Here is a 25,974-nt window from a genome sequence, read left to right as displayed (position 1 = left end):
GTTGGGAGAATAGTTGTCTCCAATCAAAAAAACGTCTTGAACAAATAGTTCAAAATCTGTTTTATCCCATAATCCGTTCAATCGCGGTTCGGATACGCTCCTTCGGCATGCACAGCGACACCCGTACGTACCGGTTTCCTTTTGGTCCGAAGATGAAGCCGGGGGCAATGAAGACATGCTTTGACACAAGTAAATCGTTGACCAGGTCTTCGGCCGATGCCACCGAGTCGGGGAGTTTGGCCCAGATGAACAGCCCCTCCTGATCAGTTGAATACGTACAGCCCAGCGCATCCAGAAAGGCATGGATGGCGTCCAGTCGACCCTGATACACGGCATTGCGTTCCCGGTGCCATTCGTCGGAGTTGGTGAGCGCTTCGGTAGCTGCGTCCATCAGAGGCTTGAACTGCCCCGAGTCGACATTACTTTTTATGGTCAGCACGGCATCCACGTACGCTTTGGCGCCCGCCATCCAGCCAATGCGCCAGCCCGCCATGTTATGCGACTTGCTCAAAGAGTTCAGCTCAATCGCGACGTCTTTGGCGCCATCAATAGAGAGCAGGCTGATGGGTGCTTTTTTGTTGAGGATCAAGCTGTACGGGTTGTCGTGGCCGAGCAGAAGTTTATGGTCGTGGGCAAAGCGAACCGCCCGCTCAAACAGGGCACGGGTAGCCGGGGCACCGGTGGGCATGTGCGGGTAGTTCATCCAGAGGATTTTCGTCGGATTTGCCGATGCGTTGTCCGCCACCAAATCGGTCAGAACCTCCCAGTCGGGTTGCCAGCCGCCATGTTCGAGTAAGGGGTATTCGCGCACATTTGCGCCCACCATCGCACTCACGGCCCGGTAGGCCGGATAGCCCAGTTCGGGCACCAGCACACCGTCGCCCTCATTCAGAAAGGTCAGGGAAATATGCGTAATGCCTTCCTTCGAGCCGATCAGCGGCAAGATTTCGGTATCCGGCTCAAGAGCAACACCATACGTATGCTGATAGAAACGGGCAATGGCCTGCCGCAATCCCGGCGTGCCTTTATAGGGTTGATAGCCGTGCGAGGCAGGCTGCTGCACCGACTTGATGAGTGCCTCAATGGTATTGTCTGACGGCATCAGGTCGGGGTTGCCGATGCCTAAATTAATCACATCATGACCAGCCGCCTGAAGGCGACGAACTTCGGCCAGCTTAACGGAAAAATAATACTCCTGCGTTTGGTCAGCGCGTTGGGCGAGGGGGATAATCACAACCGGGATTTTAACGAGATTTGAAGGATTTTCAAGATTAATGACAATAACCCATCCAGAGCAATATCATTAAGTAATGCATTTAGGATAGTAGGTGCTGATGAAGTTTGGGACAACAAAGATACGGGTGTAATCAATTTGTCGACGCTAAGAGCTATCAATAGATTATATGAATGTCCGTATCATCTGCTGTATTACATTATCTTCTACTTGATCGTTTACATCATCAATCTTGTTTAATCCTTTAAATCTTGTTAGAATCCCGGTCAAATCTTGCTAGAATCCCGCAGGGCCGCCCGTGCGGTCCAAGAGGTATTTCAGCAGCGGAGCCAGGTGCAGCGACTGCATCATTTCGCCCGTATTGATAATTTCCAGCGCTCGCTCATGGGAGACGATATGCACCGTAATTTCCTCCGTCGATTCGAGATGCTGCGCCTGTTTCAGCTCCACACCCGTGGCTAAATAAGCGTAGGTTGCGTTGGAATGCGTACCCGGATTGGCCGAGAGCGTCATGAGCAATTCCCACTGACCGCCCCCAAAACCCGTTTCTTCCAGTAATTCGCGCTGGGCGGCTACCAGCGGCTCTTCATTCGGGTCGACCACGCCCGCGCAGAGTTCGTAGTGTACCCCCGCAATGGCATGACGGTACTGCCGGATCAGCACCAGCTGATTATCGGTTGTGACGGCCACAACGTTAATCCAACTCGGGTATTCAAAGACAAAGTAGTTTGGAATGGTACCCCCGTTTTCCATGCGAATGGCGTCTTTCCGAACGGTGAACCACGGTAAATTATGGATATATTCCGATTGTTCGACCTGCCAGGGTCGTGGGTCATTTTCATGAGTCATGCCGCAAAGGTAGGCACAGCTAGCGGACTAATTCATCGGCAAAGCGCAGGTATTGCTGCCAATCGTAGTCCATTACATCATGTTTGCCGGTTCGGTCGTGGTAGCGAACGGTTTGGCCAACAGGTTGATCAATGGCCGGAAAGGTCGTTGTACCCAGCCCCGTTTTTCCGTAAAGCTGATAAACCGGTTCGGTATGAAGGGCACCGAGAAACTCACCTTTAGGGTCCGACCATTGATCGCCGTCGGCACTGGCTACGTACAGCGGACGCGGGGCAACCAGCGCCAGGAGTTCGTGCTGATCGACGGGTAAGTCGGCCACCCGTTTGTTGTACGTGCTGTATCGGGCACAGAACCAGTGCGGAAAACTGGTGTTCAGCCGCTCAACGGTTTCGCCGTACCAGCGCCGGGCCAGAGCCGCTCCGCCTTCGCCCGATTCGTTGGCAATAACGGCGGCAAATCGTTCATCCTGCGCCCCGGCCCATATAGCCGCTTTGCCGATCCGTGAGTGGCCAATGGAAATAACGCGTTTAGCATCGATGGCGGGGTCGGTTTGCAGGTAGTCGAGAATACGGCTCATGCCCCAGGCCCAGGCACCGATGGCTCCCCAATTATTAGCTTTCGTCGTATCGCCCAGCACCGACCGGATGCCGGCATGCCACCCCTGCGGATAATCAGGTTCAATGTCGCCATAGTAGGCGGTAGCCAGCGCATACCCGCGCTTTACAATCATCTCAAGGGGCCAGCGCCGGGCCTGCATCCCGCGGGCTTTCTCGGTGGCCCGGCTGTTGGCCGAAACGTCGCTGGTTCCACCCGTCACCCAGCGTGTCGACAGCGGAATATCCGCTTCTGTCGTGACGCAGTGATTGCCGCAAAAATTCAGTCCCAGAAATACCGGAACGGGCTTTTTGCTGGCTTTGGGTAAATAAATAAGGACATCGATGGGAGCTAACTGTGGGTAATCGACAAAGAAGATAGATACCTGTTTGCGGATAGCCAGCCCATTTAGCGCCGATTTATCCACGGAAGTCGTCTGGAAACGCAGCTTGACCGCCTTGGCAGGGGTTTGACCATATACGTTTTCGGCAAAAAGTTTCAGCAGTTCGGCCCGTCGGTTGCGCCATTCTGCTTTCGTCCTGATTGCTTTACCGTTTATATTCACCAACGGATCGGGCAGGGTATAGGTACCCACTTTCGCTTCGTCATAATTATAGCCTTCAGGGCCTTGCCCATTGGCCATAGAGCCACCGAAAAGAATTAGCGTTGCCAAAAAGAGGAGTCGAGTCATAAACAGGCGTGTAAATAGTCTAAGTCCGGAAAGGCAAATGGTCTGTACTTCATACTTGTAGTGGCAATTATGTAGTACCGACCGTCCCGGTCGGGTGAGGGTTATAGGTATATCACCTGACCGGGACGGTCGGTACTACATGACAAAGATTTCGAGCAAATCATATTAACCGCCCTTTTCAATTCGTTGTAGAGAGGATTTTACGCTTTGCCGATTTCGTTCGTACAACCCTTAACCTGATGAGGAATACCATTGCCCTGTTTGCTGCTGCATCCTGTCTTTTCTTTTCGTCGTGCCAGCGCCCCGTGGCGTATTTTCAACCAACAGCGCACCCGGCAGCCGCCCGGCTATCGACGGAAAAAGTTGGAAAGGTATCATTAGAAACCCCCGATGTTGTTGGAAAAATAGATCCGGAGTCGTCCGTTCAGCAAGATAGTCCGGCAATGAATGTACCTCAGGAGAACGCAAATCGAACGACTGAACTAGCCGCATTTGCCAGCCCGGCCGTTGCCAGCCGAACAGCCCGATCCGGTCAAACGACGGCCAGCCGTCTTGAACACCGGATACAGCGGGTCAATGCCCTGCTATCGTTACCCGAAACGCAAACAACTGATCAGCAGCCGGGGCCAAAGCCCAAGAAAAAACTAAAGCTGGGAAATCAGATCCGCCAGAGCTTGGGCATGAAACTTCGCCCCGAACTGAACTGGTGGCAGCGTATTAGCTGGAAGTTAAAAGCGTCGGTGTTCGTTATTCTGGTGGCCGTTGTCTTCGCCATTTTACACATCACAGTGCTGGCCATTATCTTCGGAATAGTAGGGGCGTTCCTGCTGATCAGCGGACTGAAACGATCATTTAAAGTACGCAGGCCCTGGTTTTGAGAAACCTCCCTTGTCGGGTTTAAAAACCTGACATCACGGAACGGCAGCACTTTCACCACTCACGGCAGTACTTTCACGGCGTCGTAAATTAGCTGAATGTACTTCTCCCGGTCGATGTCGTACACCACTTCGGCGTTTGGCGTTTGTTTCAGCACGTCAAAAAAATCGACAACTGTCGTGCCGGCTGTTAATGTACCAGCCACTTCAACGTCCACATAACAGGGTTTTGACGTGAACATCGACGGGTCGATCAGCCAGGCAATGGCGCAGGGGTCGTGCAGGGCGGCACCACCTTCCAATTCCGGACGTTCGCGCCGGTAATAAATCGAGAAGAAATCCATCAGTTCGGCCACCACCTTGCCCGACTTATTACCAATGGCCCTGAACCGGTCAATGTCTTCCTGAAAGACCAGTGCTTTATGCGTCACATCCAGTCCGCACATAGTAATCGGAACCCCCGACTTGAACACGATGGCAGCCGCTTCGGGATCGACATAGATGTTGAATTCGGCTGTGGGCGTTATGTTTCCCCGAAAAACCCCGCCACCCATCAGCGAAATGCGTTCGATCTTTGCTTTTAAGTGCGGGTAAGCCAGCAGAAACGTGGCCACATTCGTTAATGGGCCGGTTGGTACAATCGTTATCTTGTCATCACTTTCGGCCAGAATCTGCGCCATCGCTTCAACGGCCGCCAGTGGATGATGTTGCAGGATGGGTTCGGGTAGTACCGGGCCGTCCATACCCATTTCGCCGTGAACATTATCGGCAATGATCAGCTTACGAAACAGGGGTTTGTCGCTGCCTCTATACACAGGAACATCAGCGCCTATCAACTCCATGATCCGCATGGTATTCTTGAGCGTCTTTTCCTGCGTCTGGTTACCCGCCGAACTGGTAATGGCTTTAATGTCGAACAGGCCGCTGCCGAAAGCCAGCAATAGCATCACGGCATCATCGTGGCCGGGGTCGCAGTCGATAAGTACGGGTATTTTCTTCATGTCGGTCAGTTGAAATACATAAGTACACGCCCATGTTCGTTTAGGGTGGCGAAGATACCATCGTTTGCTTCGTTGCGTACTTAAATCACTATATACTGTTGACGTGAAGGTAAAGTTTGATCTGGGTAAGCTGTCCCTTATTTTAGCTATTCGTTTTGCTCTTAATACTTCGCTGATATGCGTTTTACTCTTGCTATTTTCTTCACCCTAAGTGCTGTAAACCCATTACTGGCTCAATCCAGCGATATTTCTAATGAGGCCCGGCGCGTTGTTCAGACGGTACGGCCCGACGCCATTCGGAACCACATGCGTATTCTGGCAAACGACTCGCTTAAAGGACGTAAGCCCGGTACACCCGGTTTTGCCATGGCCGCTGAGTATGTGATGGCCCAGTTTAAAGCCCTTGGCCTGAAACCCGCCGGAGAAAATAACACCTACAAACAAAACGTACCGCTTCGGCGGTGGGCGGTGCGGGAAGATAAAAGCGGCTTGACCCTGATCTCGAACGGGAAAGAGCAACCGCTCACTTATGGGCAGCAGTTCATTTACAGCCCCACCCCCGACCATGCCACCAGCGATATCACCGCACCGGTCGTGTTTGTGGGTTTCGGCGTTACCGCGCCTGAATTGGGATACGATGATTATACCGGTATCGACGTGAAAGGGAAAATTGTGGCCTTTCTCAACGGGGCTCCGTCTACGTTTCCATCCAACCAGCGGGCCTATTACTCGTCGGCGAAAGCCGAAAACGCCGTAGCGCACGGGGCCATTGGTACGCTCGCGTTCAACCTGCCCACCGACCTGCGTAACCGCATCGAAACAGCCGCTCCCCGTGCCCGGCAGGGTGTGTACCGCTGGGTAGACAGGCAGGGGCATCCGCAACGCACCTATCCGGGCATACAGGCCGCTGCCTCGCTGAGTGACTCAACCGCCCGGCTGCTCTTTGCCAATGCGGGTACGCCCATTCGGGAGATGTTCACCAAAGCGCAGAAGAACATGCCGCAGGCGTTTCCGCTCAATGTATCGGTGCATATGAAAGCGCAGACCGATGTGGTGGAGGACGTTGCCGGACTGAATCTGGTAGCGATGCTCCCCGGCTCCGACCCGGTACTGAAAAGCGAGTACGTCGTATTCGTCGCTCACCTCGATCACCTGGGCATTACCCGACCCGTAAAAGGAGACTCGATCAATAACGGAGCGCACGACAACGCATCGGGCGTGGCTATCAACCTCGAAACGGCTCGTTTATTTGCATCGCTGCCCAAAGCACCCCGTCGCTCGATTCTGTTCGTGGGTGTTACCGGGGAAGAAATGGGACTGCTGGGCTCCGATTATTTCGCCAGCAACCCGACCGTGCCGAAAGAGAAGATCGTTGCCAACTCGACGCTGGATATGCCCTTCTTCTTCCACCCGCTACTCGATATTGTGCCCTACGGTGCGGAGCATTCGAGCCTGAATACGCCGGTCAGACAAGCCGCCGAATTTCTAGGCGTTGGCATCAGTCCCGACCCGATTCCTGAGCAAACCGTATTTATGCGGAGTGACCACTTTAGCTTTGTCCGGCAGGGAATTCCGGCCCTGTTCATTAAGAGTGGTTCGCAAACGGGTAATCCCGACCTCAACGGCACCAAGCTCAACCTCGACTGGCGGGCCACTATTTACCACACACCACAGGATGACATGAACCAGCCGTTCGACTTCAACGCAGCGGGTAAACATGCGCAACTGCAGTTTCTTGTCGGCTATCTAACCGCTCAGGCCGACCAGCGCCCTGTCTGGAATAAGGGAGATTTTTTCGGAACGATGTTCGGAAAGGGTGGAGAGAGTAAGTAGTTACCAGGCTGTTTCTGGTGTAAACAATCTGTTTACCATGCTATTAATCGCTTTAAAACAAGCAGGTTAGATGGGGACCTTATCACCTTACTGAGTATATTTAACTATTTTTTAATTGCTATTTTACAATGTTTTAATCGCAAATTTACCGTTTTCGGGCACCTAACGTGTTAGCTTGCTGAGGCCCTGATGACGGATGAATCTGCGAAAAATAACCTTATATCTTTGGTGTATGAGTGCCGGATTTACGGCCTCTGCTCAGACTACGTTAACCCTGCGGCAAACCCTGCAGCAGGTACGTGAAAATAGTCCGGCCCTGCGCGTAGAACGGTTGAACATCAATGCCGCTCAGGCTGACCAGACAACGGCTAATTTACGGCCGAACCCCGTGTTGAATAATCAGACACTCGTTCAACTGGCTCAGCCGACGGGGGCCGCAGTTCCACTGCCGGGTGCCGAGGGTGTGGGCGTGTTGAACCGCCAGCGACGGCAATTCTGGCTCCAGGCCACAAAAGAGTTCGATATTCATAACAAGCGGTTGTACCGAAACCGCTTTGCCGAAGCCAGTACAAACCTGGCGGTGCAGAGTGTAGCCGAAACCGAACGGGGAGTCCTGTTCGACGCGGCCAACCGGTACCTCGATGCGTGGTATGCCCGGGTGCAACTGGCTCTTCTCCAGCGGGCTAAGGCTAACGTCGATACGCTGGTTCAACTGAATAAGGTGCGGCTTAAAAATCTGGTCATTACCGAGACCGACCTTACCCGGACACAACTCATATCGGATCAATACGACATTCAAACCCGCACGGCTCTTCAGGACGTACGCAACCGCCTGAGCGAACTGCGGCTGGTGGTGGGCGTAGCCGACAGCATCAATGTAGCGCTGAATGACTCGATCATCAATCCGGCTTTCACAAACCCGCTAAGCTTGTACCCTACGGTAACCGCCAGTGCCGACAGCCTCCTGCAAGTAGCCGCTGCGTCCCGAACGGATGTGCGCGTGGCCGAGGCTAATCTGGAAACGGCCCGTCGTAACGTCGACCTCCAACAGGTACTGGCCAAACCTCGTAACGAAGCGGGTCTGATCTGGAACCCACAAAATGCCGTTCCCTACGCGGGCGTTTTCCTGACCCTCGAATTGCCGGTTTACAGCCGCAATCAGGGCGAAATCCAGAAATCGCGGGTATTACAGGAACAGGCCGGGCAGGCCGCTGCGCTGGTACAGGCACGAATACGCTCGGAAGTAGTAACCGCCTATCAGTCGTTTGCCACCAGCCGGCAGAACATCGACCGCTACGTGGGTATCCGGCGCGATGCCGACCGCGTACTGGCCTCCGTTCGGTACGCCTACCTGCGTGGAGCAACCACCCTGATTGACCTGCTACAGGCGCAAACGTCGTGGTTCGATACCCAAACCGCCTACTACCAGGCTCTTTATACACACCGCCAAAACTACGTCCGGCTGCTGTACGCAACGGGACAAATCAACACGTACTGAGCATGAAATTCCATCCTTTAGTCTTACTGGCGCTCCTGACAATTGCCTGCAAAGACAAGCCGAAGCCAGTTGTAACGGCTCCGCCCCGACCAACCATCAGTACCGATGGCAGCCGTATCAGCTTCCCGGATTCGGTAATGATGCGGGCATTCACTACGCAACCTGCCCGTTCGGGAGCTATCCATACTGATTTTTCGGCTCCCGGCCACGTGGCCGCTATGGTAGTGCGCTCCGGCGAGAACCCGGCGGAACGGCTTGTTTTGTTCGATGATCCGGGTTTGTCCGACAACTACACGGCCATCTTGCAGCACCGGATTAATATTCAGACGGAGCGCGGTAATCTGGAACGGGTGAAGGATTTACAAGCACACGGAGCCGCTTCGGGCAAAGAGGTTATCGAAGCGCAAACCCAGTTGGCCAATGAAGAAGCCGCTATTATTTCGGATGAGGCAACGCTCAAACTGGCCGGGTTCGACCCTGAAGCCTTACGGACGGCCCGTCCCAATACGATTCTGGTTGTCTGCGAAATTCCGGAGAATCAGTTCGGCAGCATTCGGCGAGGGCTCAACTGTACGCTCAATTTTACGGCTTTCCCTAACGAGCGATTTGCCGGTCGGATCGACAATGTGAACGACTATGTGGATAACACCACCCGCCAGATAAAACTGCGCATTTCGGTGGCCAACCCCGACGGACGACTGAAAGCGGGCATGTTTGCCACCGCTGAGTTCGGAATTAAAGAGGCCGGACAATACATAACCGTCACGCGCGATGCCATTGTAACGGTACAGGGACGCGATTACGTCTTTGTTCGTACCGCCCCGCAGGTGATCGAACGACGCCCTGTCGAACTCGGCCAGCAACGGGAAGACCGGGTGGTCGTGCAAAATGGCTTGAAAGAAAGCGACCAGGTCGTTACGGCCAACGTCCTGCAATTGAAAGGATTGAGTTTTGGGTATTGATAGGTAATAAGGAGAAAAGGGAGGAAGGGGATGAGGGAAGTCAAGGACCCAACTGTACATATTCGGCCTCCCTCTTTTCCTTTTCTCCTTTTTAAATTATGATTCAGAAACTAATAATATTTTCCCTCAAAAACCGCTGGGTCATCGTTGGCCTTGCGGTGGCGATTATGGGGCTGGGGTTGTGGTGCTTCAAACTGCTTAAGATTGAAGCGTACCCCGATATTGCCGATACCAACGTTATCGTGATTGCCAAATACGATGGCCGGGCGGCCGAGGAAGTGGAACAACAGGTGACGATCCCCATTGAGCGGGTACTGAATAGCGTACCGCACGTAACGGATCGCCGGTCGAGGACCATCTTTGGGTTGTCTGTCGTGCAGTTGAATTTTGATGAAACTGTTACCGACTATTTTGCGCGTCAGCAGGTTATGGAACGGCTCACGGGGGCGCAACTGCCGGATGGCGTCGCGCCCGAACTGGCCCCGCTGACTACGGCTGTTGGTGAAATTTACCGCTATGTCATTGAGGCTCCGGCCAGCATGACGCCTATGCAACTGCGCGATTTGCAGGACTGGGTCATCATTCCGCAACTGCTTCAGGTGCCCGGTCTGGCCGATGTAACGACTTTTGGTGGCCCTATCAAACAATATCAGGTCATACCCGACCCGGCCAAGCTCCGTAAGTTCAGCCTGACCTTGCAGGATGTGATTGAAGCGGTTCAGAAAAACAACCAGAATACCGGCGGTAACGTCATTTCGCGCGGTGGACAGGGCTTTGCCGTGCGGGGGTTGGGTGCGCTTAAATCGCCCGACGATGTGCAGAACATTGTTCTGAAAGCCAACGAAGGCGTACCCGTTCTGGTGCGCGATGTGGCCAGCGTTGAAATCAATCCACCCTCGCCATCGGGCATTCTGGGGTACCGGATTCCGGATGAGAAACTGGACGTGGTTGGCGCAACCGAGGGTATCGTTCTGCTTCGCCGGGGCGAGAATCCCAGCGAAGTGCTGGAGTTGCTCAAAGAAAAGATCGCCGACCTCGAAGCCCGCGAACTGCCCAAAGGTGTTCACCTGCGCATACTGTATGACCGGGGCTTCCTGATCGATCACTCGCTCGAAGCGGTGGCGCATACGCTCATTGAAGGTATTTCTATCGTGGCCATTTTACTTGTGCTGTTCCTGGGTAGCCTGCGGGCGGCACTGGTCGTAACGGTCACTATTCCGTTTTCGCTGCTGTTTGCGTTCATTCTGATGAAACTGGTGGGCATTCCGGCCAACCTCCTGTCATTGGGCGCTATCGACTTCGGGATCATCGTAGATGGAGCCAGCGTGATGGCCGAGCACCTCATCAGGCGATACCGATCCTCCGGTTCCGCCGATCGAACTCAGGGCATCGTAAACGTAACGGCCCGTTCGGCGGGCGAAGTAGCGCGGGAGATTTTCTTCTCCGTCACCATCATTATTCTGGCCTATATGCCCATTCTGCTGATGCAGCGGGTTGAAGGGAAGCTGTTCAGTCCAATGGCCCTAACCCTGTCGTTCGCCGTAATCGGTTCGCTGGTTTGCGCGCTGACGCTCATTCCGGTTCTGATCTCATTCGCTTTCCGAAAGGCATTGGCGCCGGATGGCAAGCCGCTGAAAGAACATAAAAACTTCCTGCTGTCGCCTTTGGAACGTGGCTACCAATGGTTACTCAGATCGACGCTGTTCAAAGCACCGGCGGTGGTAGTGGGCGTGGGCATGACGGTTGTACTGGTCATGATTGGCTTTGGTCTGAAGCTGGGCACGGAGTTCCTGCCTGAGCTGGACGAAGGGTCTATTTTCATGCGGGCCTTCATGCCGTCGGGCATTACGATTCAGGAAAATGCAAAGATTGCGCCCAAGATTCGGGAAATCATCAGCAGCTATAAGCCGGTTAGTTTTGTCATTACCCAGTCAGGGCGCAACGACGACGGCACCGACCCCTTTCCCACCGACCGAACCGAAATTCTGGTAGGTCTGAAAGATTACAGCACCTGGTCGGACACGATTTCGAAGAAAGAGATTGTCCGGTCCATGCAGACGAAGTTGCAGGAAGCCTTTCCGGGCGCGTTCTTTTCATCGGGTCAGCCCATTATTGACCAGGTTATGGAGATCGTGACGGGCAGCGCGGCCGACCTGGCAATTTCGGTTGTCGGGAACGACCTCACACTGATGCGGGCCAAAGCCGACAGCATTGCTGCCCTGGTGAAAGGCATGAACGGAGCCGTATCGGTAAACATCGAGCAAGAGGGACCGCAGGACCAACTGGCGATCAACATCAACCGGCCGGCGGCAGCTCGCTATGGCATCAACGTAGCCGAAATCGAGAACATGATCGAAGCGGCCATTGGTGGTAAAGCCATCGGGAATATTTACGATGAAGCAAAACGCTATGACATTGTGGTGCGCTTCACCCCTGAAAGCCGGGGCAGTATCGACGCGATTCGGTTATTGCAGGTGCCTTCAGCGACGGGTGCGCTGATTCCCATGAGCGAACTTGCCGACATTCATTATGTACAGGGCCAGACGAACATTTACCGGATCAACGGCAAACGGATGGTGACGGTCAGAACCAACATTCGGGGCCGCGACCAGGGTGGCTTTGTGAAGGAGATCAGCCAGAAAGTGCGGGATCATGTGAAAATTCCCGAAGGCTACAGCGTCATTTACGGCGGTCAGTACGAAAACCTCGAACGGGCGGGCGGTCAACTGGCTATCTCGATTCCGCTGACCATTGTCGTTGTGTTCCTCTTTCTGTTCATGCTCTACGGCAACGTCCGCGACACCCTGCTGACGCTCACCTGTCTGCTGTTTGCGCTGGCAGGCGGTATTGGTGCGCTGCTGTTGCGGGGGTACAACTTCAACGTATCGGCGGGTGTGGGTTTCGTGTCGATTTTCGGTATTTCGGTGATGGCGGGCGTTCTGCTCGTATCGGCCCTCAACCGAAATCTGATGAACAGCACGAAGTCATTGAAGGAGGTTACCATCGAAACGGCGCAGGAGCAGTTTCGGGCCATTATGGCAATCATGGTGGTAGCGATTATTGGTCTGGTGCCAGCGGCTATCTCCAGCGGTATCGGCTCCGATGTGCAGCGCCCTCTGGCGACGGTCATCATCGGCGGGTTGACCACGACGCTGTTCTTCGCCCCGCTGATCATCCCGCCCCTGTTCTACCTCGTCAATCGCAAACGCCCCCGCCCGACGACACCACGGGATGCCAGCGGGCACCCCGTTCCCGAACCGATTGAGGAAGGGACGGATGTTAAGCTCAATGTACCAAACAGCTTCTAGCTGTTTGGTACTTCCAGTATAATCTTGCCGATGTGCTCACTGCTGGCCATCAGGTCCTGCGCTTTGGCGGCTTCGGCGAGTGGGAAGGTCCGGTGAACAATCGGTTTGAACTGGCCGGTCGTTACCAGTGGCCAGACCCGCTGCTCAACCTCGGCGGTGAGGGTGGCTTTGAAACCAGCGTCACGCGGTTTGAGCATGCTGCCGCTGATGGTGATCCGCTTCTGCATCAGGGTCGGTATGTGAATCTGGCTGTCGGCTCCCTGCATGGCGTTGATAAACATGAGCCGGCCGTCGGGGGCCAGCAGACGCAGGTTTTTGGGCGTATAGTCACCGCCAACCATGTCCAGGACGACGTTGATGTCTGTTCCGGCCAGTGCCTTCTCAAAGTCTTCTTTTTTGTAATTAATGCATTTGATGGCACCGAGTTGCTCGCAGAAGGCACACTTGTCGTCGCTGCCCGCCGTGGTGTAGGCCTTGGCTCCGAAGGCTTTTGCGAGTTGAATGGCGGTTACGCCAATGCCGCTGCTGCCGCCATGCACGAGGAAACTCTCGCCTTCTGACAGATGCCCCCACTGGAAAACCGTCGACCAGACCGTCAGGATCGTTTCGGGTAAAGAGGCTGCTTCAACGAAGCTGAGGTTAGCGGGTACGGGCAGGCAGTGACGTTCATCGACGGCTACGTATTCGGCATAACCCCCTCCGCTAATGAGGGCGCAGACCGCATCACCAATCTGCCAGCGATTGGTATTCGGGCCACAGGCTTCGATTATACCGGCCACTTCCAGCCCGGGAATCTGGCCGGTCGGGTTCATGCCGTATCCACCCGTTCTCTGGTGAATATCGCTTCGGTTGACACCCGCAGCCCGCACGCGAATGAGCACCTGTCCTGAGGCCGGTGTTGGGGTGGCTTGCTCCTGTAGGGCTAGTACCGAGCTATCGCCGGGCTGAGTGATGTTGATTGCTTTCATGCAGGTATAACTATATCCCGGTATCTTTTGTCAGAAAAAGTAAAACCACTTTACCCTAAAACGGGTAGTTAGCTAATAAAACCCAATCTGATCATGATACCATCTAACCAATCGGTTACCGATATAAATTTGGCTGTACGGAAGCAGTTGATTGCTTTACTGACGGGCAGCAACGCCCATCAGTCCTTCGATGATGCCGTAAAAGACTTACCGGCTGAGCTACGTAGTGTGAAGCCGGATAAACTGCCGTACACCATCTGGCAACTGGTCGACCATATTCGGATTGCTCAATGGGACATCCTCGAATTTTCCCGCGATGCCAGTCATCAATCGCCACCCTGGCCAACGGGCTATTGGTCTAAAGACCAGTCCCCAGCCGACGAGGCAGCCTGGCAACAAGCTTTGGATCAAATCAGGCAGGATCGGGACACGTTTGTAGACTTACTGAATGACCCCAGCCGTGACCTGTACGCGCCTTTCGAACACGGCGACGGTCAGAATTTGCTCCGTGAAGCGCTGCTCATCGCCGATCATACGGCCTATCATGTGGGAGAAATCATCATCATCCGGCGCCTGCTGGATGCCTGGAAATAACTACGTAACGCGGGTTTCCACCCACGTTACGTTTAGGCGAATTTCTCCAACTGCTTCACCAGCACGTTGAAATCCTTGGGGTAGGGCGCTATGAAGGTATGTTCTTCACCGTCCAGCATGGCAAACGTGAGCGAGTGGGCGTGCAGGGCAACGCGATGAATAAGGGGCAACTCTTCGGTGCCTTCCTTCAGGTTGAATTTACGTTTTACGTCCGAGAGAAAAACGGGTTTTCCGCCATAGGTCGCATCGTTCACGATCGGGGCTTTCAGGCACATCAAATGCACCCGAATCTGGTGCATCCGTCCGGTAACCGGCATGCACTCGACCAGTGTTGTGGTACGGTAGGCCTGGAGTGTATTGAAAATCGTTTCGGCCACTTTCCCCTTCTCGCGGTCGATCCGAACCGCCGTACCGTCTTTAATAGGGGAGATAGGCAGGTATACCGATATGCCTTCAAAATTATGCACTCCGTTGGTCACGGCATGGTAGCGTTTTGTTACCTCGCGGTGTTCGAACTGCATGGCCAGGTGCCGGTAAGCCTCCGGATTTTTGGCAATTGCCAGAATACCCGACGTTTCCTTGTCCAGTCGGTGACCCAGTTGCGCATCGGCATGGTAGGCTTTAGCCAGCCGCAGAATACTCTGCCCACCCCGGTCCGTTGTCCGTTCGTCGAGCGAGGCTACGTGGGGTGGTTTGTTGATTAGTATGTAGTCCTCACTCTCAAAAACAATGAGGTCTTCGAAGTTTAGTTTCACAGGGATAAGTTTTTTAGTCGGTAAGTCAGTAAGTGGCTGACCTGACTATAATCAAACACAAAAAGCCTCCTCCCAGTCGGAAGAGGCTCAGAGGAAAATATTTTTCGAAAGACTATACCGTCAGCGTACCACGCTCGTGTGCTTTCTGTAGCGTCGCTTCCAAACCATTTTTGTTGATGGTTTTGATAGCCGACGTAGCTACTCGTAGTGTTATCCATTCGCCGGTTGATTCGACGAAGAACCGCTTCTTCTGCAGGTTCGGGAAGAATTTACGCTTGGTTTTATTATTGGCGTGAGAAACGTTGTTTCCCGTGCGTGTGCGCTTTCCTGTTATTTGACAAACTCTGGCCATTACCGTACTCGTTATCCGTTTTGAGGGCGCAAAATTGGCTAAATAATTCATAATCTGCAAGTCATTCTCCCTTTTTTTTGAATCCGTAGGGACAATGGCGGCAACCACTTTTGCAGCAATACCCCCTTTTAAGGTGGTAAGCGGCCGTAAAAACGACAAATCCCTCGGGCGTGTAGTAATAATCGTCGTCGGCTAAGCCGGGGATTTTTTTCTTAGGTGGTTGAAGCGGCATGCTTTTGGGCGTCTGTCGAAGAAGCCGTATTTTTGAAAGCCAACGGACAGTAACGCCCGTTAGTTGCAAACTTACACATGGCTTAGTCAACAAATTCATTTTAACCGCTTTTCACTATGATACTCGAACCAACAACGCCCATCTCATCCGCCGATAAGGCCATGCAACTGGAATGGAAGTACGGTGCGCATAATTATCACCCCATACCGGCGGTGTTGTCTCGGGGTGAAGGCATCTTCGTTTGGGATGTCGATGATAAACGGTATTTTGATTTTCTGTCGGCCTACAGCGCTGTGAGCCAGGGACATTGCCATCCGCGTATCATCAACGCCATGATACAGCAGGCCCAGCGATTAACACTAACCTCGCGGGCTTTTTACAACGACAAAACCGGGTTGTGTGAAAAATACCTTTGCGAGTATTTCGGCTTCGACAAGGCGCTGATCATGAACTCAGGCGCCGAAGGGGGCGAAACAGCGCTGAAATTAACCCGCAAATGGGCCTATAAAGTCAAAGGAATTCCGCAGAACGAAGCTAAAGTGGTTTTTGCCGCCGGGAATTTCTGGGGACGCACATTGGCCGCTATCTCATCGTCGACGGACCCCAGCAGCACCAACGATTTCGGCCCATTACTGCCAGGCTATATCGTTATTCCCTACGATGACCTTACCGCTCTGGAGAACACCTTCAAAAGCGACCCGAACATTGCCGGGTTTATGGTCGAGCCCATTCAGGGCGAAGCGGGCGTTGTCGTGCCGCACGAAGGTTATCTGCGCAGTGTGCGGGAGTTATGCACAAAATATAACGTACTGTTTATTGCCGACGAAGTCCAGACGGGCATCGGTCGGACGGGCAAGCGCGTGGCCTGCGATCATGAAGGCATAAAGCCCGATTTGCTCGTTTTAGGCAAAGCTCTTTCGGGGGGGACCATGCCCGTTTCGGCAGTGATGACCTCCGACGAAGTGATGCTGACCATCAAACCCGGTGAACACGGCTCAACCTACGGCGGCAATCCGCTGGCCTGTGTGGTTACGATGGAAGCCCTTCAGGTGGTGGAAGATGAGGGCTTAACGGCGAATGCAGCCGCTATGGGCGAAGTCTTCCGCGCCCGCATGACGGCGCTGAGTCAGAAGACAGAGTTGGTGAAGTCGGTGCGGGGTAAGGGATTGCTCAACGCCATCGTCATTAGCGAACGCCCTGACCTCGGCGGAGAAACCGCCTGGGAAATTTGTATGAAGTTGAAAGATAACGGCTTGCTCACCAAGCCAACCCACGGCAACAAAATTCGCTTTGCGCCCCCGCTCGTGATCAACGAAGAGCAGATGCACGAAGCTTGTGACATTATTGAGAAGACGATCCTGGAGTTTTAAGTAATTGTTTATTAATTGAATACGGAGACACAGAGAACACAGAGGCTATAATACAGATTTTGATCGCTAAAAATCAAAATTTAACCTCTGTGTTCTCTGTGTCTCCGCTTCGGCGGTCCAACGTGTTCAATCAAACTTAACGACTAAGCGATAAACAACGTGGATACGAAAACGATTGGCATTATCGGAGCCGGAAACATCGGGAAGGCGTTTGCCGGGCACGTAGCAAAAGCCGGTTATCCGGTTATTATCAGCAACAGCCGGGGACCGGAATCACTGGCCGGACTGGTAGCAACGCTGGGCAGTGACGCTAAAGCGGGTACCGTTGCCGAAGCCGCACAGGCATCTATCGTTCTGCTGGCCCTGCCCTGGACGCACCTGGCCGAAGGGCTCGCGAACCTGCCTGACTGGGAGGGACGTATCGTGATTGATGCCACCAATTTTATCGTTTTCCCGGAGTTTAAACCGGCTGACCTGGGTGATAAAACCTCCAGCGAAGTTGTGGCCGGGTACGTGCCGGGTGCACGTGTTGTAAAGGCATTTAATACCCTCGATGCGGCTATACTGGCGGCCGATCCGCAGGTGGCTGGCGGGCAGCGGGTCATTTTCATGTCGGGCGATGATGCCGATGCAAAAGCGACTGTCAAACAGCTTATTGAAGCCATTGGCTTTGCCGCAATCGACCTGGGCGGGCTGGTAGCAGGTGGTCGGTTTCAGCAGTTTGGCGGGCCACTGCCAACGCACAACCTGATTAAGTTGCCAAAGTGAGCAGGGGAGGGCCAATCAACACACCTGGATGACCTCAACATCCAGCAGCTTGCCCAGCTTTTTCAACTTGCCCGAGATGTGCCCCACGCCCACAGCGCAGTGGTGGGCGGGTCCGTGGCTGTTCCAGTCGTTGACAAACTGACGTGCGCCGATCGGAAACCGATAACGGCTGTTGGTGTTGCCGATTTCGAGAATTGGCCCCGCTACCGATTCGCCTTCGGCCAGCAGCAGCTGTATCTTGCCGTCGACGGTTTCGACAACCGAAAGCAGGGTTACCGGCCCCTGTTTCACCGACATTTCTACCGACAGACCGCTTCCTACTTTACCGTGATAAACCTGAAGCGAGCGAACCTTCGTTTTACCCTCGGCAATGGCGATATGTCCCGGTCCATCGTGGCCCATCAATACCACATCATCCGTGAAGTCCATGGCGTAATACTCCGTGAAGGAGCCGCCTGCGCCAAAGGAATCCATAATTTTCATAGCCTGCGCGTTCTTTACTTCGTACTCACCCGCAACGGGGATGCCCCGGGCCGTCAATAATGAATTCCCCAGAATAATCGAACTCATGGTGTCTTCATTCAGGGTCGGACCGGTGTTCGGATTGCCCGTTCCTTTGTAATAGTACGCCATAGAGCCCAGGTCAAGCTCGGCTACCAGCCGGTCCAGCGCAATTGATGTGCGGGCGGCCCGTTCCAGTTCGGCCGGTGGGCAGTCGGGTTGCACCTCGAAGGTTTCGGTAAACAGAGCCACCCGTTGTTGAATGTCTTCATTGGATACCATCTGGCGAAGAGCCGATAACTGGTCCACCTCGATCATCTCGATATGTCCGCCGAAGGTGGCGCTGTGCAGCGTCAGGTTGGAGTAGATATCCAGCATACCGCCGTAATAGTTGCCCATTACGCCCAGACGGTTGTGCGCCATGATGTTGGCTACGCGGGCGGCTTCGATCCACTCGTCGATTTCGGCCCGGGCCAGCGGGTCGTTTTGGAGCATACCTGTTACCTGATAAAAAGGGATTTTTGACCGCTTAAAAACCGACGCAATTTCAGGTACCGGACAAGCCGAGCAGTAGGCCAGCCATTCGCCGGTCATGCGCGTACGGTCGCCGAGGGCATTGAACCAGGTGTAGTCGATGGCTGGTTCGGGAGCCAGATTAAGCACAATGACCGGTACGTTGGCACGGCGCACCACCGGCAATACCGTAGCCGATAGCGCGTAGGTAGTTACGTAGAGGAAAATAATATCCACGTCGGCCTGTCGGAACTGGTGCCCGGCCAGCATGGCTTTTTCGGGCGTGTCGATAAGGCCGAGGTTAACGATGTCGATGCCGGGCCGCTGCATAGTCGTTGCCAACTGACTCAGATAGCCCTGTAGTCGAGCCTCCAGGCCATCGAACTGCTGCCAGTAGGCGTCGAGCCCAATGCCAAACAAACCAACTTTTAGGGCGTAGGTCATAGTTGCGTCAAAACGGGCCGCTGGCTGCGTTAGAGATGTAGATTGCATACTGAGAATGGAAGGTAAACGACAATGCTGTAAAAGTAAGCTTACCAGAACACAGTATCCAGTCTATTTTGTCCTTTAGGGTTAGTTGGATGAAGTTCGTATGTATATATTTACAAAATAATATTTTCAACAACTTATCTAACTTGAGTAAGAATTTGATATAACTGTTTATATTCATATAGTTTGTAATAGTAACTTTATTAGTATGATTTTACACCCATGCATTACCGGTGCAGTATTTACAGAGCATTTCTAAAGCTATTTCTTTTGGGTATGGAAGAAATTAGCGGACGTTAGAAATCTTTTCTCAACATGAATCAAAACCAGCGGATCTCTTTAATAGTCGTGATGGGGCTACTCATTACAGTAGTTATTGGCATAAATGCCCGTCAAACCATTCATCGTTTAGTTGAAACAAATAATTGGGTGTTGCATACCTACAAAGTCCTTAGTAATGCTCAGCGTATTGAATCGCTGCTGACTAATATGGACAATGATATGCGAGGCTACCTGCTTAGCAATAACTCGTATTTTAAATCTGATTTTGAGCACACCAGCCGTAAGATGAGCACCGAACTTACCGGTATTCAGGAGCTAACGAGCGATAACCTGGTTCAACGACAGAGGGTACAGTCACTAACGAGACTTTTTCAGAAAAAGATAGCCCGGAGCCAAGCTTTATTTGAAGCTGGACAAGTTCAGCCAGGGATGCCCCGGCTGGATTCGCTCGAACTTTATCTGACGCTGAGCGGAAACTTTCAGCAAGTGGTAAAAGCGACAGTAGACTATGAAAATCGGCTACTCGAAAGCCGGATTGCTCAGAGCCACCGATCCGCTTCCTACGCGTTGATCAGTAATCTGCTTGGGGCGATTGCGGCTTTAGTCATGATCCTTTGGGCCATCTATGTGCTCTACCGGTCCCTGAAAAAAAGCAACCTGCTCAATCAGAAACTAGCCAATAGCGAACAGCAAACCAAAAAGTTACTGGAGGCTGTTCCTGTGCCGGTCGTTATCGTCAATCACGAGGGCAAATTCTATTATGCCAATCAGGCGGCCAGTCAACTGGTTGAAAATATAGCTGAGTACGACCCGTACGACGATGTGGTCAACTCAAACCGGTTCTTTCGCTATCCGGATGGTGTGCCCTATCCCCGCGAGCAACGACCTACGTACCGGGCCTTACAGGGCGAAGCAACTCAGGTTAATGACATGGAGTTGCGGATGGACGGAAAGCGATTTCAACTGCTCAGCTCCTCATCGCCAGTTTATGATGCCAGCGGGAATTTGCAGTATGTCATTACATCGAGCATTGACATTAGCGATCGCGTGCAATCACAACAGCGGTTGCAGGAAGCCAGAACCATAGCGGAGAAAGCCGCCAAGCTTAAGGAAGACTTTCTGGCCAATATGAGCCACGAAATTCGAACGCCCCTGAATGCAATGCTTGGCTTTTCCGAACTGCTCGAGACAACCAATCTGGATAATGATCAGAGAGAGTTCATTCGGTTGATTCGAACGGCGGGTAAAAACCTGCTGACCATCGTCAACGACATTCTGGATATTTCCAAGATCGAAGCGGGCATGATTCGGCTGGAATCGATTCCATTCAGTATCCAGATGCTTACCGGCTCCATAAAGGCCATGTGTCAGGGGGCCGCCACCGACAAGGGATTACAACTCGTTGTGGAGGTCGACCCCGACCTGCCCACCGTTTTTATGGGCGACCCAACCCGGCTGACTCAGATTCTGCTCAATTTGATTAACAATGCGATCAAGTTTACAAAGCAGGGCAGTGTGAGCCTTCGTATTGAACAGGGCGAAGGCAAAACACCCACTTGTGTACCGGTGCGCTTCATTGTAGAGGACACGGGTATCGGGATGGCCATGGATGTTCTGCCGACAATTTTTGAGCGATTTCAGCAAGCCGATAAATTTACAACCCGGTACTATGGTGGAACGGGCCTCGGCCTGAATATTGTGAAATCCCTGACCGAACTACAGAAGGGTGCTGTTTCGGTAACGAGTGCTCCGGGAGAAGGGTCCCGCTTTACGGTTGAAATTCCGTATACAGTAGCCAAGGAGCAAATCAACTTTAATCAACCGAACACCCTAACCCCAAAAGGCAACCAAAAGCCGGTACGTGTTCTGGTTGTAGAGGATAACCTGATGAATCAAAAGCTGGTCCTTCAGGTACTCAAGCATCTAGGCTATCAAGGGCAGGTTGCCGAAAACGGGCGAAAGGCAATTGATATACTTCAGGAAACCACGTTTGACATCATTTTGATGGACCTTCAGATGCCGGTGATGGATGGATACGAAACGACGCGCTATATCCGGTCAGACATTAATGCGACGGTACCCATTATTGCCATGACCGCTCATGCTCTGCCCAGTGAGAAAGAAGAATGTCTGAAAGCAGGGATGAACGACTTCCTGTCCAAACCCTTTCAGATCGAGGAACTCCAGCAACTTATTCGGCCATTTTTACCAATGGAGAATCCGGTACCTAAAACGCCGGAGCCCACTGTGCCACCTGCCCCGGTTTCCGGTCGTTTCTCCCCGGAACCGATCCTGAAAATGCTGGGAAATAACGTGGAAGCCGTGATTGAGATATTGGGAACCTACCTCAATGACACGCCGGAAGATATTGAAAAACTGGAGCAGGCGCTGAATCAACAGGACATAAAAGAAGTCAAGCGGCTGATTCATATCCAGAAAGTACACACAAAAATGCTGGGTATGAACGAAGCAACCCGTTTAATTCTGGAGACCGAAGCGCTGATCATTGCCGGTAATGGCATGGAGGCTGTTACTCCACTCATGGAGCTGTATATTCAGGAAGTGAAAGCAACCCTTCCCCTTATCGGCGATTACATACGGACTAAAAAACACAGCGTCGCGTAAACGGAACGTTAGGGGGCCGGTACTACCGGCTCATGTCAGCGCTGTCGGCTCTGTTCTACTTTCTGTTCGGTTGGTATAGTTGCTGTTTCCTTTTCCCGTTCCGTTTGTTCAATGTATACGGCATTATCGGCCGGTTCTATTTTAATGCCGAAATGATTGGCATAGGCCTGGGTGAACTCCGCTCCGAAATACAGAATGGCGGCCGTGTAATAGATCCAGGTCAGGATGACGATGAGCGATCCGGCGGCTCCATAAGCCGAACTGGTCGCGGTAGTATCGATGTACAGGCCAATCAGGTACCGCCCCAGCATAAAAAGTAAAGCGGTAAAAAGGGCTCCCCACCGTACATCTTTCCAGGCAATTTTAGCATCCGGAAGAACCTTAAAAATAACCCCGAACAAGATGGTGACAACGGCCGCACTAATCAGAAAATTAAGCGCACTGATCACGTAAACACCCAGGCCGGGCATAAAACGGGTTAGCTGATCGCTCAGCGCCAAAACAATACCGTTAACGACAAGCGAAACCAGCAGCAGGAATCCCAAACTGACGATCAACGAAGACGATAGCAGCCGATCTTTAATGAGTTTGAGCCAGCCCTTTTTGGGTTTGGCTTTTACCCGCCAGATCAGATTGACGGAATCTTGAATCTCCACGAAAAGGCTGGTGGCACCAAGCAGCAAAGTGACTATTCCGATGATCAGAGCGGTGTTGGTTTTGCCCGAAAGCTCCACATTCTTGATCATATCCTGAATTTGTTTGGCGGCCTCATTCCCCACCAGGCCATTAATCTGGCCAAAAATCTGCCCCTGGATGGCCTCCTCACCTAGAAAAACACTGGCCAGCGACATGACCAGCACCAACAGGGGAGCCAGCGAAAAAATGGTGTAATAAGCCAGTGCCGCACTTAGCTTCAGGCAGCGGTCGTCCAGAAAGCCGTTGAACGAATCGCGTAAGACGATCCACGCATTGGCGAAAAAGCCCTTCGGCGTCACAGCGGGCGCAGCAGGCTGGGGGATTGAGTCTGCAAAGAGTCGCTTGTAGAACCCCGTCAATATATTTGTCATGAGCGTAGCCATTTAGTGGTCAAGCACGCGTACGCTACAGTATGTCATAGCGGTTCAAACGGCTTTTACTTACTAAGGGGTAACTCAAACGCCGACGAGTTGTTGCTGAACTGAACCGGTTTGAGAGGTAACGTGCCGGTCCCGCCGACTTTAATCCCTTTGGTTAAAGTCGGCGGGCTTTCAACTCCTGAACGGCGAAGTCGGCAGCGCGCGCCGACAGGGCCATGTACGTCAACGACGGATTGACACAGCCCGACGAGGTCATGCAGGCACCATCGGGCACAAATACGTTCTTGACGGTATGAATCTGATTGTGAGCGTTGAGCACGGACGTCTTGGGGTCGCGGCCCATCCGGGCGGTGCCCATTTCATGAACGGCCCCGCCCACAACCGATCCCTGATCATAGCCTTTTACGTTGCTTATCCCTGCGGATTCGAGCATCTCCTGCGCATCGTTGAGCATGTCTTTGCGCATCTTTCGCTCGTTTTCGCCAATTTCGGCGTCGAACGCCACGGTGGGCATGCCCCATTTATCCGGCTGGGTTTTATCCAGATACATACGGTTTCGGTACTCGGGCAGTTGCTCGCCAAATCCGATCAGGCCCATCGTCCACAGACCGGGATGGGTCAGTTCTTCTTTCAGCGAAGCCCCAAAAGACAGTTCGGCAACACTACGCTGCCAGCCCTGCCGCCCACCTCCGCCCTGGTACCCGAAGCCGCGCAGGTAGTCGCGCTTGTCGCTTCCGATGTTTCGGTAACGGGGAATGTAGATGCCGTTGGCCCGGCGGCCGTAAAAATACCGGTCCTCACCGCCTTCCCACACGCCTGATGCGCCAATCCGGAAGTGGTGATCCATCAGGTTATGCCCCAACTGCCCCGAATCGTTCCCCATGCCATTAGGGTAGCGGTCCGACACCGAATTCATGAGCAGAGCCGTGGAGGCCATAGCACTGGCACAAACGAAGATGACCTTAGCGAAATACTCCCGGTGTTCCAGCGTTTCGGAGTCGACGACCCGCACACCTGTTGCCCGCTGTTTCTGGGCGTCGTGCATGATCTCGGTCACAACCGAATTTGGACGGAGTGTCAGTCGGCCCGTTCGCACCGCCGGGGGCAGCGTACAAGATTGAGTACTGAAGTAACCACCGTAAGGACATCCCCGAATGCACTGGTTGCGGTACTGGCAGGAGGACCGGCCATTGTCGAGTTGTATTTTCCGGGCTTCGGATAAATTGGCGGTTCGGCCAATGGTCATGATCCGCCCTGGAAAGTTCTTCTCGATTCGTTTCCGTACTTCTTTTTCGACCAGAAACATGTCCATTGGCGGCAGAAACTCGCTGTCGGGAAGCTGCGGTAACCCTAATTTCTCGCCCGAAATACCCGCTATTCTCTCGACATACGAATACCAGGGTGCGATGTCTTTGTAACGAATGGGCCAGTCGACGCCGACGCCTTCGCGGGCATTGGCTTCAAAATCAATATCGCTGAACCGGTACGACTGGCGCCCCCACATGATGGATTTTCCGCCCACGATGCCGGGCCGCAGCCAGCGAAAGGGTTTATCCTGCCGGTACGAGGTATCGGCACCGGGCATCCAGTAACTCTGGGCACTTTTGGCCAGGGTCGAATCCTGCGGTGCCTGCGGGTATTTAGGTGCCAGATCGCCCAGACGGCTCGTTGCGGGCATTTGCCAGGGACCTTTCAGTGCATCTTCATAACCCGTTATGTGTTCCAATGGGCGGCCGCGCTCCAGCATGAGCACCCGTAACCCTTTCTCGGTCAATTCTTTAGCGGCCCAGCCTCCGCTAACCCCCGATCCAATTACGATGGCGTCGTAGGTCATTTCTTTTTTGGCGTCGATTGTAAGGAGCATGTTTTTTTTAGGAGTTAGGAGCGAGGAGGTAGTAGATAGGAGGTAGTAAATAGGAGCTGATAGTAGGAGTTAGGAGGCAGACGCACGCTTTTATGCCGCCCGATGGCTCCTCACTTCTCGCTTCTCACTACTAAAAATTTACACCGCCCACGTTTTCTGGCCTGCTTTCATGGGAATGTCGCCCTGAAAACGGCCGGGGATGGATACGTAGTCGAGCGCTTTGGTCGCGCCCGTTTCGGAGGTGAAGTAACCAACGATGGTCAGCTCACGCAGGGTCAGGAAAAATGACTTTTGTTGCTGGGTCAGTTGCGTAACGATTTCGGTTTGCTGCGAGCGGTTTAGCTCGGAAAAGGACTTTCCGAATGCGGACCGACTCAGTGCGTCGGTTTGCTGTAGCCCCTGCCGAAACGCATCCTGCTGGCTGGTAGCGCTGCAATGCCCCATAATGTATTCGATAAATTCCCCCACACCGGCGGCTTTGGCACCGGGCGTGTCGGTGGCGGGAATGATCACATCGGCCAAATCGGCAATTAGGGTTTGCTGCTCCGCCGAAAACCGATCGGCAGTCGGGTTAATGATTTCGCCCCGCAAGGCTGCCTGCACCGGTAGTGAAAGCGTTCCCCCGACCAGCAGCGCCAGTCGCTGCAAAGCCTCCCGGCGGGGAATGGATGAATTGGTTCGTGATTGAGTGGTGTGCATAATCCGTAGCAGACAGAATGAAAAGGCACTGACTACTAAAG

General features: G+C 53.2%; 21 protein-coding genes. 9 read left to right on the top strand and 12 right to left on the bottom strand.

The window, feature by feature from the left end:
- Window positions 1–61 precede the first annotated feature (61 nt).
- The 3 genes from ACYVJM_RS11225 to ACYVJM_RS11215 all read right to left on the bottom strand — a co-directional run bounded on the left by ACYVJM_RS11225 (window position 62) and on the right by ACYVJM_RS11215 (window position 3,368).
- Window positions 62–1,234, bottom strand: coding sequence for a pyridoxal phosphate-dependent aminotransferase (locus ACYVJM_RS11225; protein ID WP_461148315.1), 1,173 nt, complete (start codon window positions 1,232–1,234; stop codon window positions 62–64).
- 276 nt (window positions 1,235–1,510) lie between these two features.
- A complete protein-coding gene (locus ACYVJM_RS11220) occupies window positions 1,511–2,083 on the bottom strand; it encodes an NUDIX hydrolase (RefSeq protein WP_461148314.1) in 573 nt (190 codons plus the stop codon).
- Between the two features lie 19 nt (window positions 2,084–2,102).
- On the bottom strand, window positions 2,103–3,368 hold the full coding sequence (locus ACYVJM_RS11215; RefSeq protein ID WP_461148313.1) for a glucuronyl esterase domain-containing protein: 1,266 nt from the start codon (window positions 3,366–3,368) through the stop codon (window positions 2,103–2,105).
- Between the two features lie 239 nt (window positions 3,369–3,607).
- On the opposite strand from ACYVJM_RS11215, the gene ACYVJM_RS11210 reads away from it, so the two are divergent.
- Window positions 3,608–4,246, top strand: a complete 639-nt coding sequence (locus ACYVJM_RS11210) for a hypothetical protein (protein ID WP_461148312.1) — start codon at window positions 3,608–3,610, stop codon at window positions 4,244–4,246.
- A 59-nt stretch (window positions 4,247–4,305) separates the two neighbouring features.
- Here ACYVJM_RS11210 and ACYVJM_RS11205 read toward each other — a convergent pair whose 3' ends face one another.
- Window positions 4,306–5,244 (bottom strand): nucleoside hydrolase, encoded by a 939-nt coding sequence (locus ACYVJM_RS11205; RefSeq protein ID WP_461148311.1) that lies wholly within the window; start codon window positions 5,242–5,244, stop codon window positions 4,306–4,308.
- Between the two features lie 177 nt (window positions 5,245–5,421).
- Here ACYVJM_RS11205 and ACYVJM_RS11200 point away from each other — a divergent pair, with 177 nt between their 5' ends.
- The 4 genes from ACYVJM_RS11200 to ACYVJM_RS11185 all read left to right on the top strand — a co-directional run bounded on the left by ACYVJM_RS11200 (window position 5,422) and on the right by ACYVJM_RS11185 (window position 12,845).
- On the top strand, window positions 5,422–7,077 hold the full coding sequence (locus ACYVJM_RS11200; protein WP_461148310.1) for a M28 family metallopeptidase: 1,656 nt from the start codon (window positions 5,422–5,424) through the stop codon (window positions 7,075–7,077).
- Between the two features lie 232 nt (window positions 7,078–7,309).
- Window positions 7,310–8,575, top strand: a complete 1,266-nt coding sequence (locus tag ACYVJM_RS11195; RefSeq protein WP_461148309.1) for a TolC family protein — start codon at window positions 7,310–7,312, stop codon at window positions 8,573–8,575.
- Window positions 8,576–8,577: 2 nt separating this feature from the next.
- On the top strand, window positions 8,578–9,537 hold the full coding sequence (locus ACYVJM_RS11190) for an efflux RND transporter periplasmic adaptor subunit (protein ID WP_461148308.1): 960 nt from the start codon (window positions 8,578–8,580) through the stop codon (window positions 9,535–9,537).
- 98 nt (window positions 9,538–9,635) lie between these two features.
- On the top strand, window positions 9,636–12,845 hold the full coding sequence (locus tag ACYVJM_RS11185) for an efflux RND transporter permease subunit (protein WP_461148307.1): 3,210 nt from the start codon (window positions 9,636–9,638) through the stop codon (window positions 12,843–12,845).
- On the opposite strand, the gene ACYVJM_RS11180 is transcribed toward ACYVJM_RS11185, so the two are convergent.
- Window positions 12,842–13,813, bottom strand: coding sequence for an NAD(P)H-quinone oxidoreductase (locus ACYVJM_RS11180; RefSeq protein WP_461148306.1), 972 nt, complete (start codon window positions 13,811–13,813; stop codon window positions 12,842–12,844). The genes ACYVJM_RS11185 and ACYVJM_RS11180 overlap by 4 nt on opposite strands.
- A gap of 93 nt (window positions 13,814–13,906) precedes the next feature.
- Between ACYVJM_RS11180 and ACYVJM_RS11175 the strand changes: the two genes are divergently transcribed.
- Window positions 13,907–14,407 carry a DinB family protein gene (locus tag ACYVJM_RS11175; protein WP_461148305.1) on the top strand — a complete coding sequence of 167 codons (501 nt, stop codon included), beginning with the start codon at window positions 13,907–13,909 and terminating at the stop codon, window positions 14,405–14,407.
- Window positions 14,408–14,439: 32 nt separating this feature from the next.
- Here ACYVJM_RS11175 and ACYVJM_RS11170 read toward each other — a convergent pair whose 3' ends face one another.
- The 3 genes from ACYVJM_RS11170 to ACYVJM_RS11160 form a co-directional block, all read right to left on the bottom strand.
- Complete coding sequence (locus ACYVJM_RS11170; RefSeq protein ID WP_461148304.1) at window positions 14,440–15,162, bottom strand: RluA family pseudouridine synthase; 723 nt, start codon at window positions 15,160–15,162, stop codon at window positions 14,440–14,442.
- 112 nt (window positions 15,163–15,274) lie between these two features.
- The gene (gene rpmB, locus ACYVJM_RS11165; protein ID WP_461148650.1) at window positions 15,275–15,514 is read right to left on the bottom strand and encodes a 50S ribosomal protein L28; all 240 of its coding nucleotides are present in this window, start codon (window positions 15,512–15,514) and stop codon (window positions 15,275–15,277) included.
- 61 nt (window positions 15,515–15,575) lie between these two features.
- Window positions 15,576–15,746: a DUF5522 domain-containing protein gene (locus ACYVJM_RS11160; RefSeq protein WP_461148303.1), complete on the bottom strand. Its 171-nt coding sequence runs from the start codon at window positions 15,744–15,746 to the stop codon at window positions 15,576–15,578.
- A 116-nt stretch (window positions 15,747–15,862) separates the two neighbouring features.
- Between ACYVJM_RS11160 and rocD the strand changes: the two genes are divergently transcribed.
- On the top strand, window positions 15,863–17,116 hold the full coding sequence (gene rocD, locus ACYVJM_RS11155; protein ID WP_461148302.1) for an ornithine--oxo-acid transaminase: 1,254 nt from the start codon (window positions 15,863–15,865) through the stop codon (window positions 17,114–17,116).
- Window positions 17,117–17,275: 159 nt separating this feature from the next.
- Window positions 17,276–17,884 (top strand): NADPH-dependent F420 reductase, encoded by a 609-nt coding sequence (locus ACYVJM_RS11150; protein WP_461148301.1) that lies wholly within the window; start codon window positions 17,276–17,278, stop codon window positions 17,882–17,884.
- 15 nt (window positions 17,885–17,899) lie between these two features.
- Here ACYVJM_RS11150 and ACYVJM_RS11145 read toward each other — a convergent pair whose 3' ends face one another.
- Entirely contained in the window at window positions 17,900–19,390 is a 1,491-nt protein-coding gene (locus ACYVJM_RS11145) for an arabinose isomerase (RefSeq protein ID WP_461148300.1), read from the bottom strand.
- A gap of 312 nt (window positions 19,391–19,702) precedes the next feature.
- Between ACYVJM_RS11145 and ACYVJM_RS11140 the strand changes: the two genes are divergently transcribed.
- Window positions 19,703–22,294, top strand: coding sequence for a hybrid sensor histidine kinase/response regulator (locus ACYVJM_RS11140; protein ID WP_461148299.1), 2,592 nt, complete (start codon window positions 19,703–19,705; stop codon window positions 22,292–22,294).
- Between the two features lie 35 nt (window positions 22,295–22,329).
- On the opposite strand, the gene ACYVJM_RS11135 is transcribed toward ACYVJM_RS11140, so the two are convergent.
- The 3 genes from ACYVJM_RS11135 to ACYVJM_RS11125 all read right to left on the bottom strand — a co-directional run bounded on the left by ACYVJM_RS11135 (window position 22,330) and on the right by ACYVJM_RS11125 (window position 25,933).
- Window positions 22,330–23,361, bottom strand: coding sequence for a YihY/virulence factor BrkB family protein (locus tag ACYVJM_RS11135; protein WP_461148298.1), 1,032 nt, complete (start codon window positions 23,359–23,361; stop codon window positions 22,330–22,332).
- 163 nt (window positions 23,362–23,524) lie between these two features.
- On the bottom strand, window positions 23,525–25,234 hold the full coding sequence (locus ACYVJM_RS11130) for a GMC oxidoreductase (protein ID WP_461148297.1): 1,710 nt from the start codon (window positions 25,232–25,234) through the stop codon (window positions 23,525–23,527).
- A gap of 138 nt (window positions 25,235–25,372) precedes the next feature.
- Window positions 25,373–25,933 (bottom strand): gluconate 2-dehydrogenase subunit 3 family protein, encoded by a 561-nt coding sequence (locus ACYVJM_RS11125; RefSeq protein ID WP_461148296.1) that lies wholly within the window; start codon window positions 25,931–25,933, stop codon window positions 25,373–25,375.
- Between the last annotated feature and the right edge of the window lie 41 nt (window positions 25,934–25,974).

The sequence above is a fragment of the Spirosoma pulveris genome (assembly GCF_054781875.1).
Note: the sequence above shows the minus strand (reverse complement) of the source record. Positions and strands in the feature narration are given on the sequence as shown.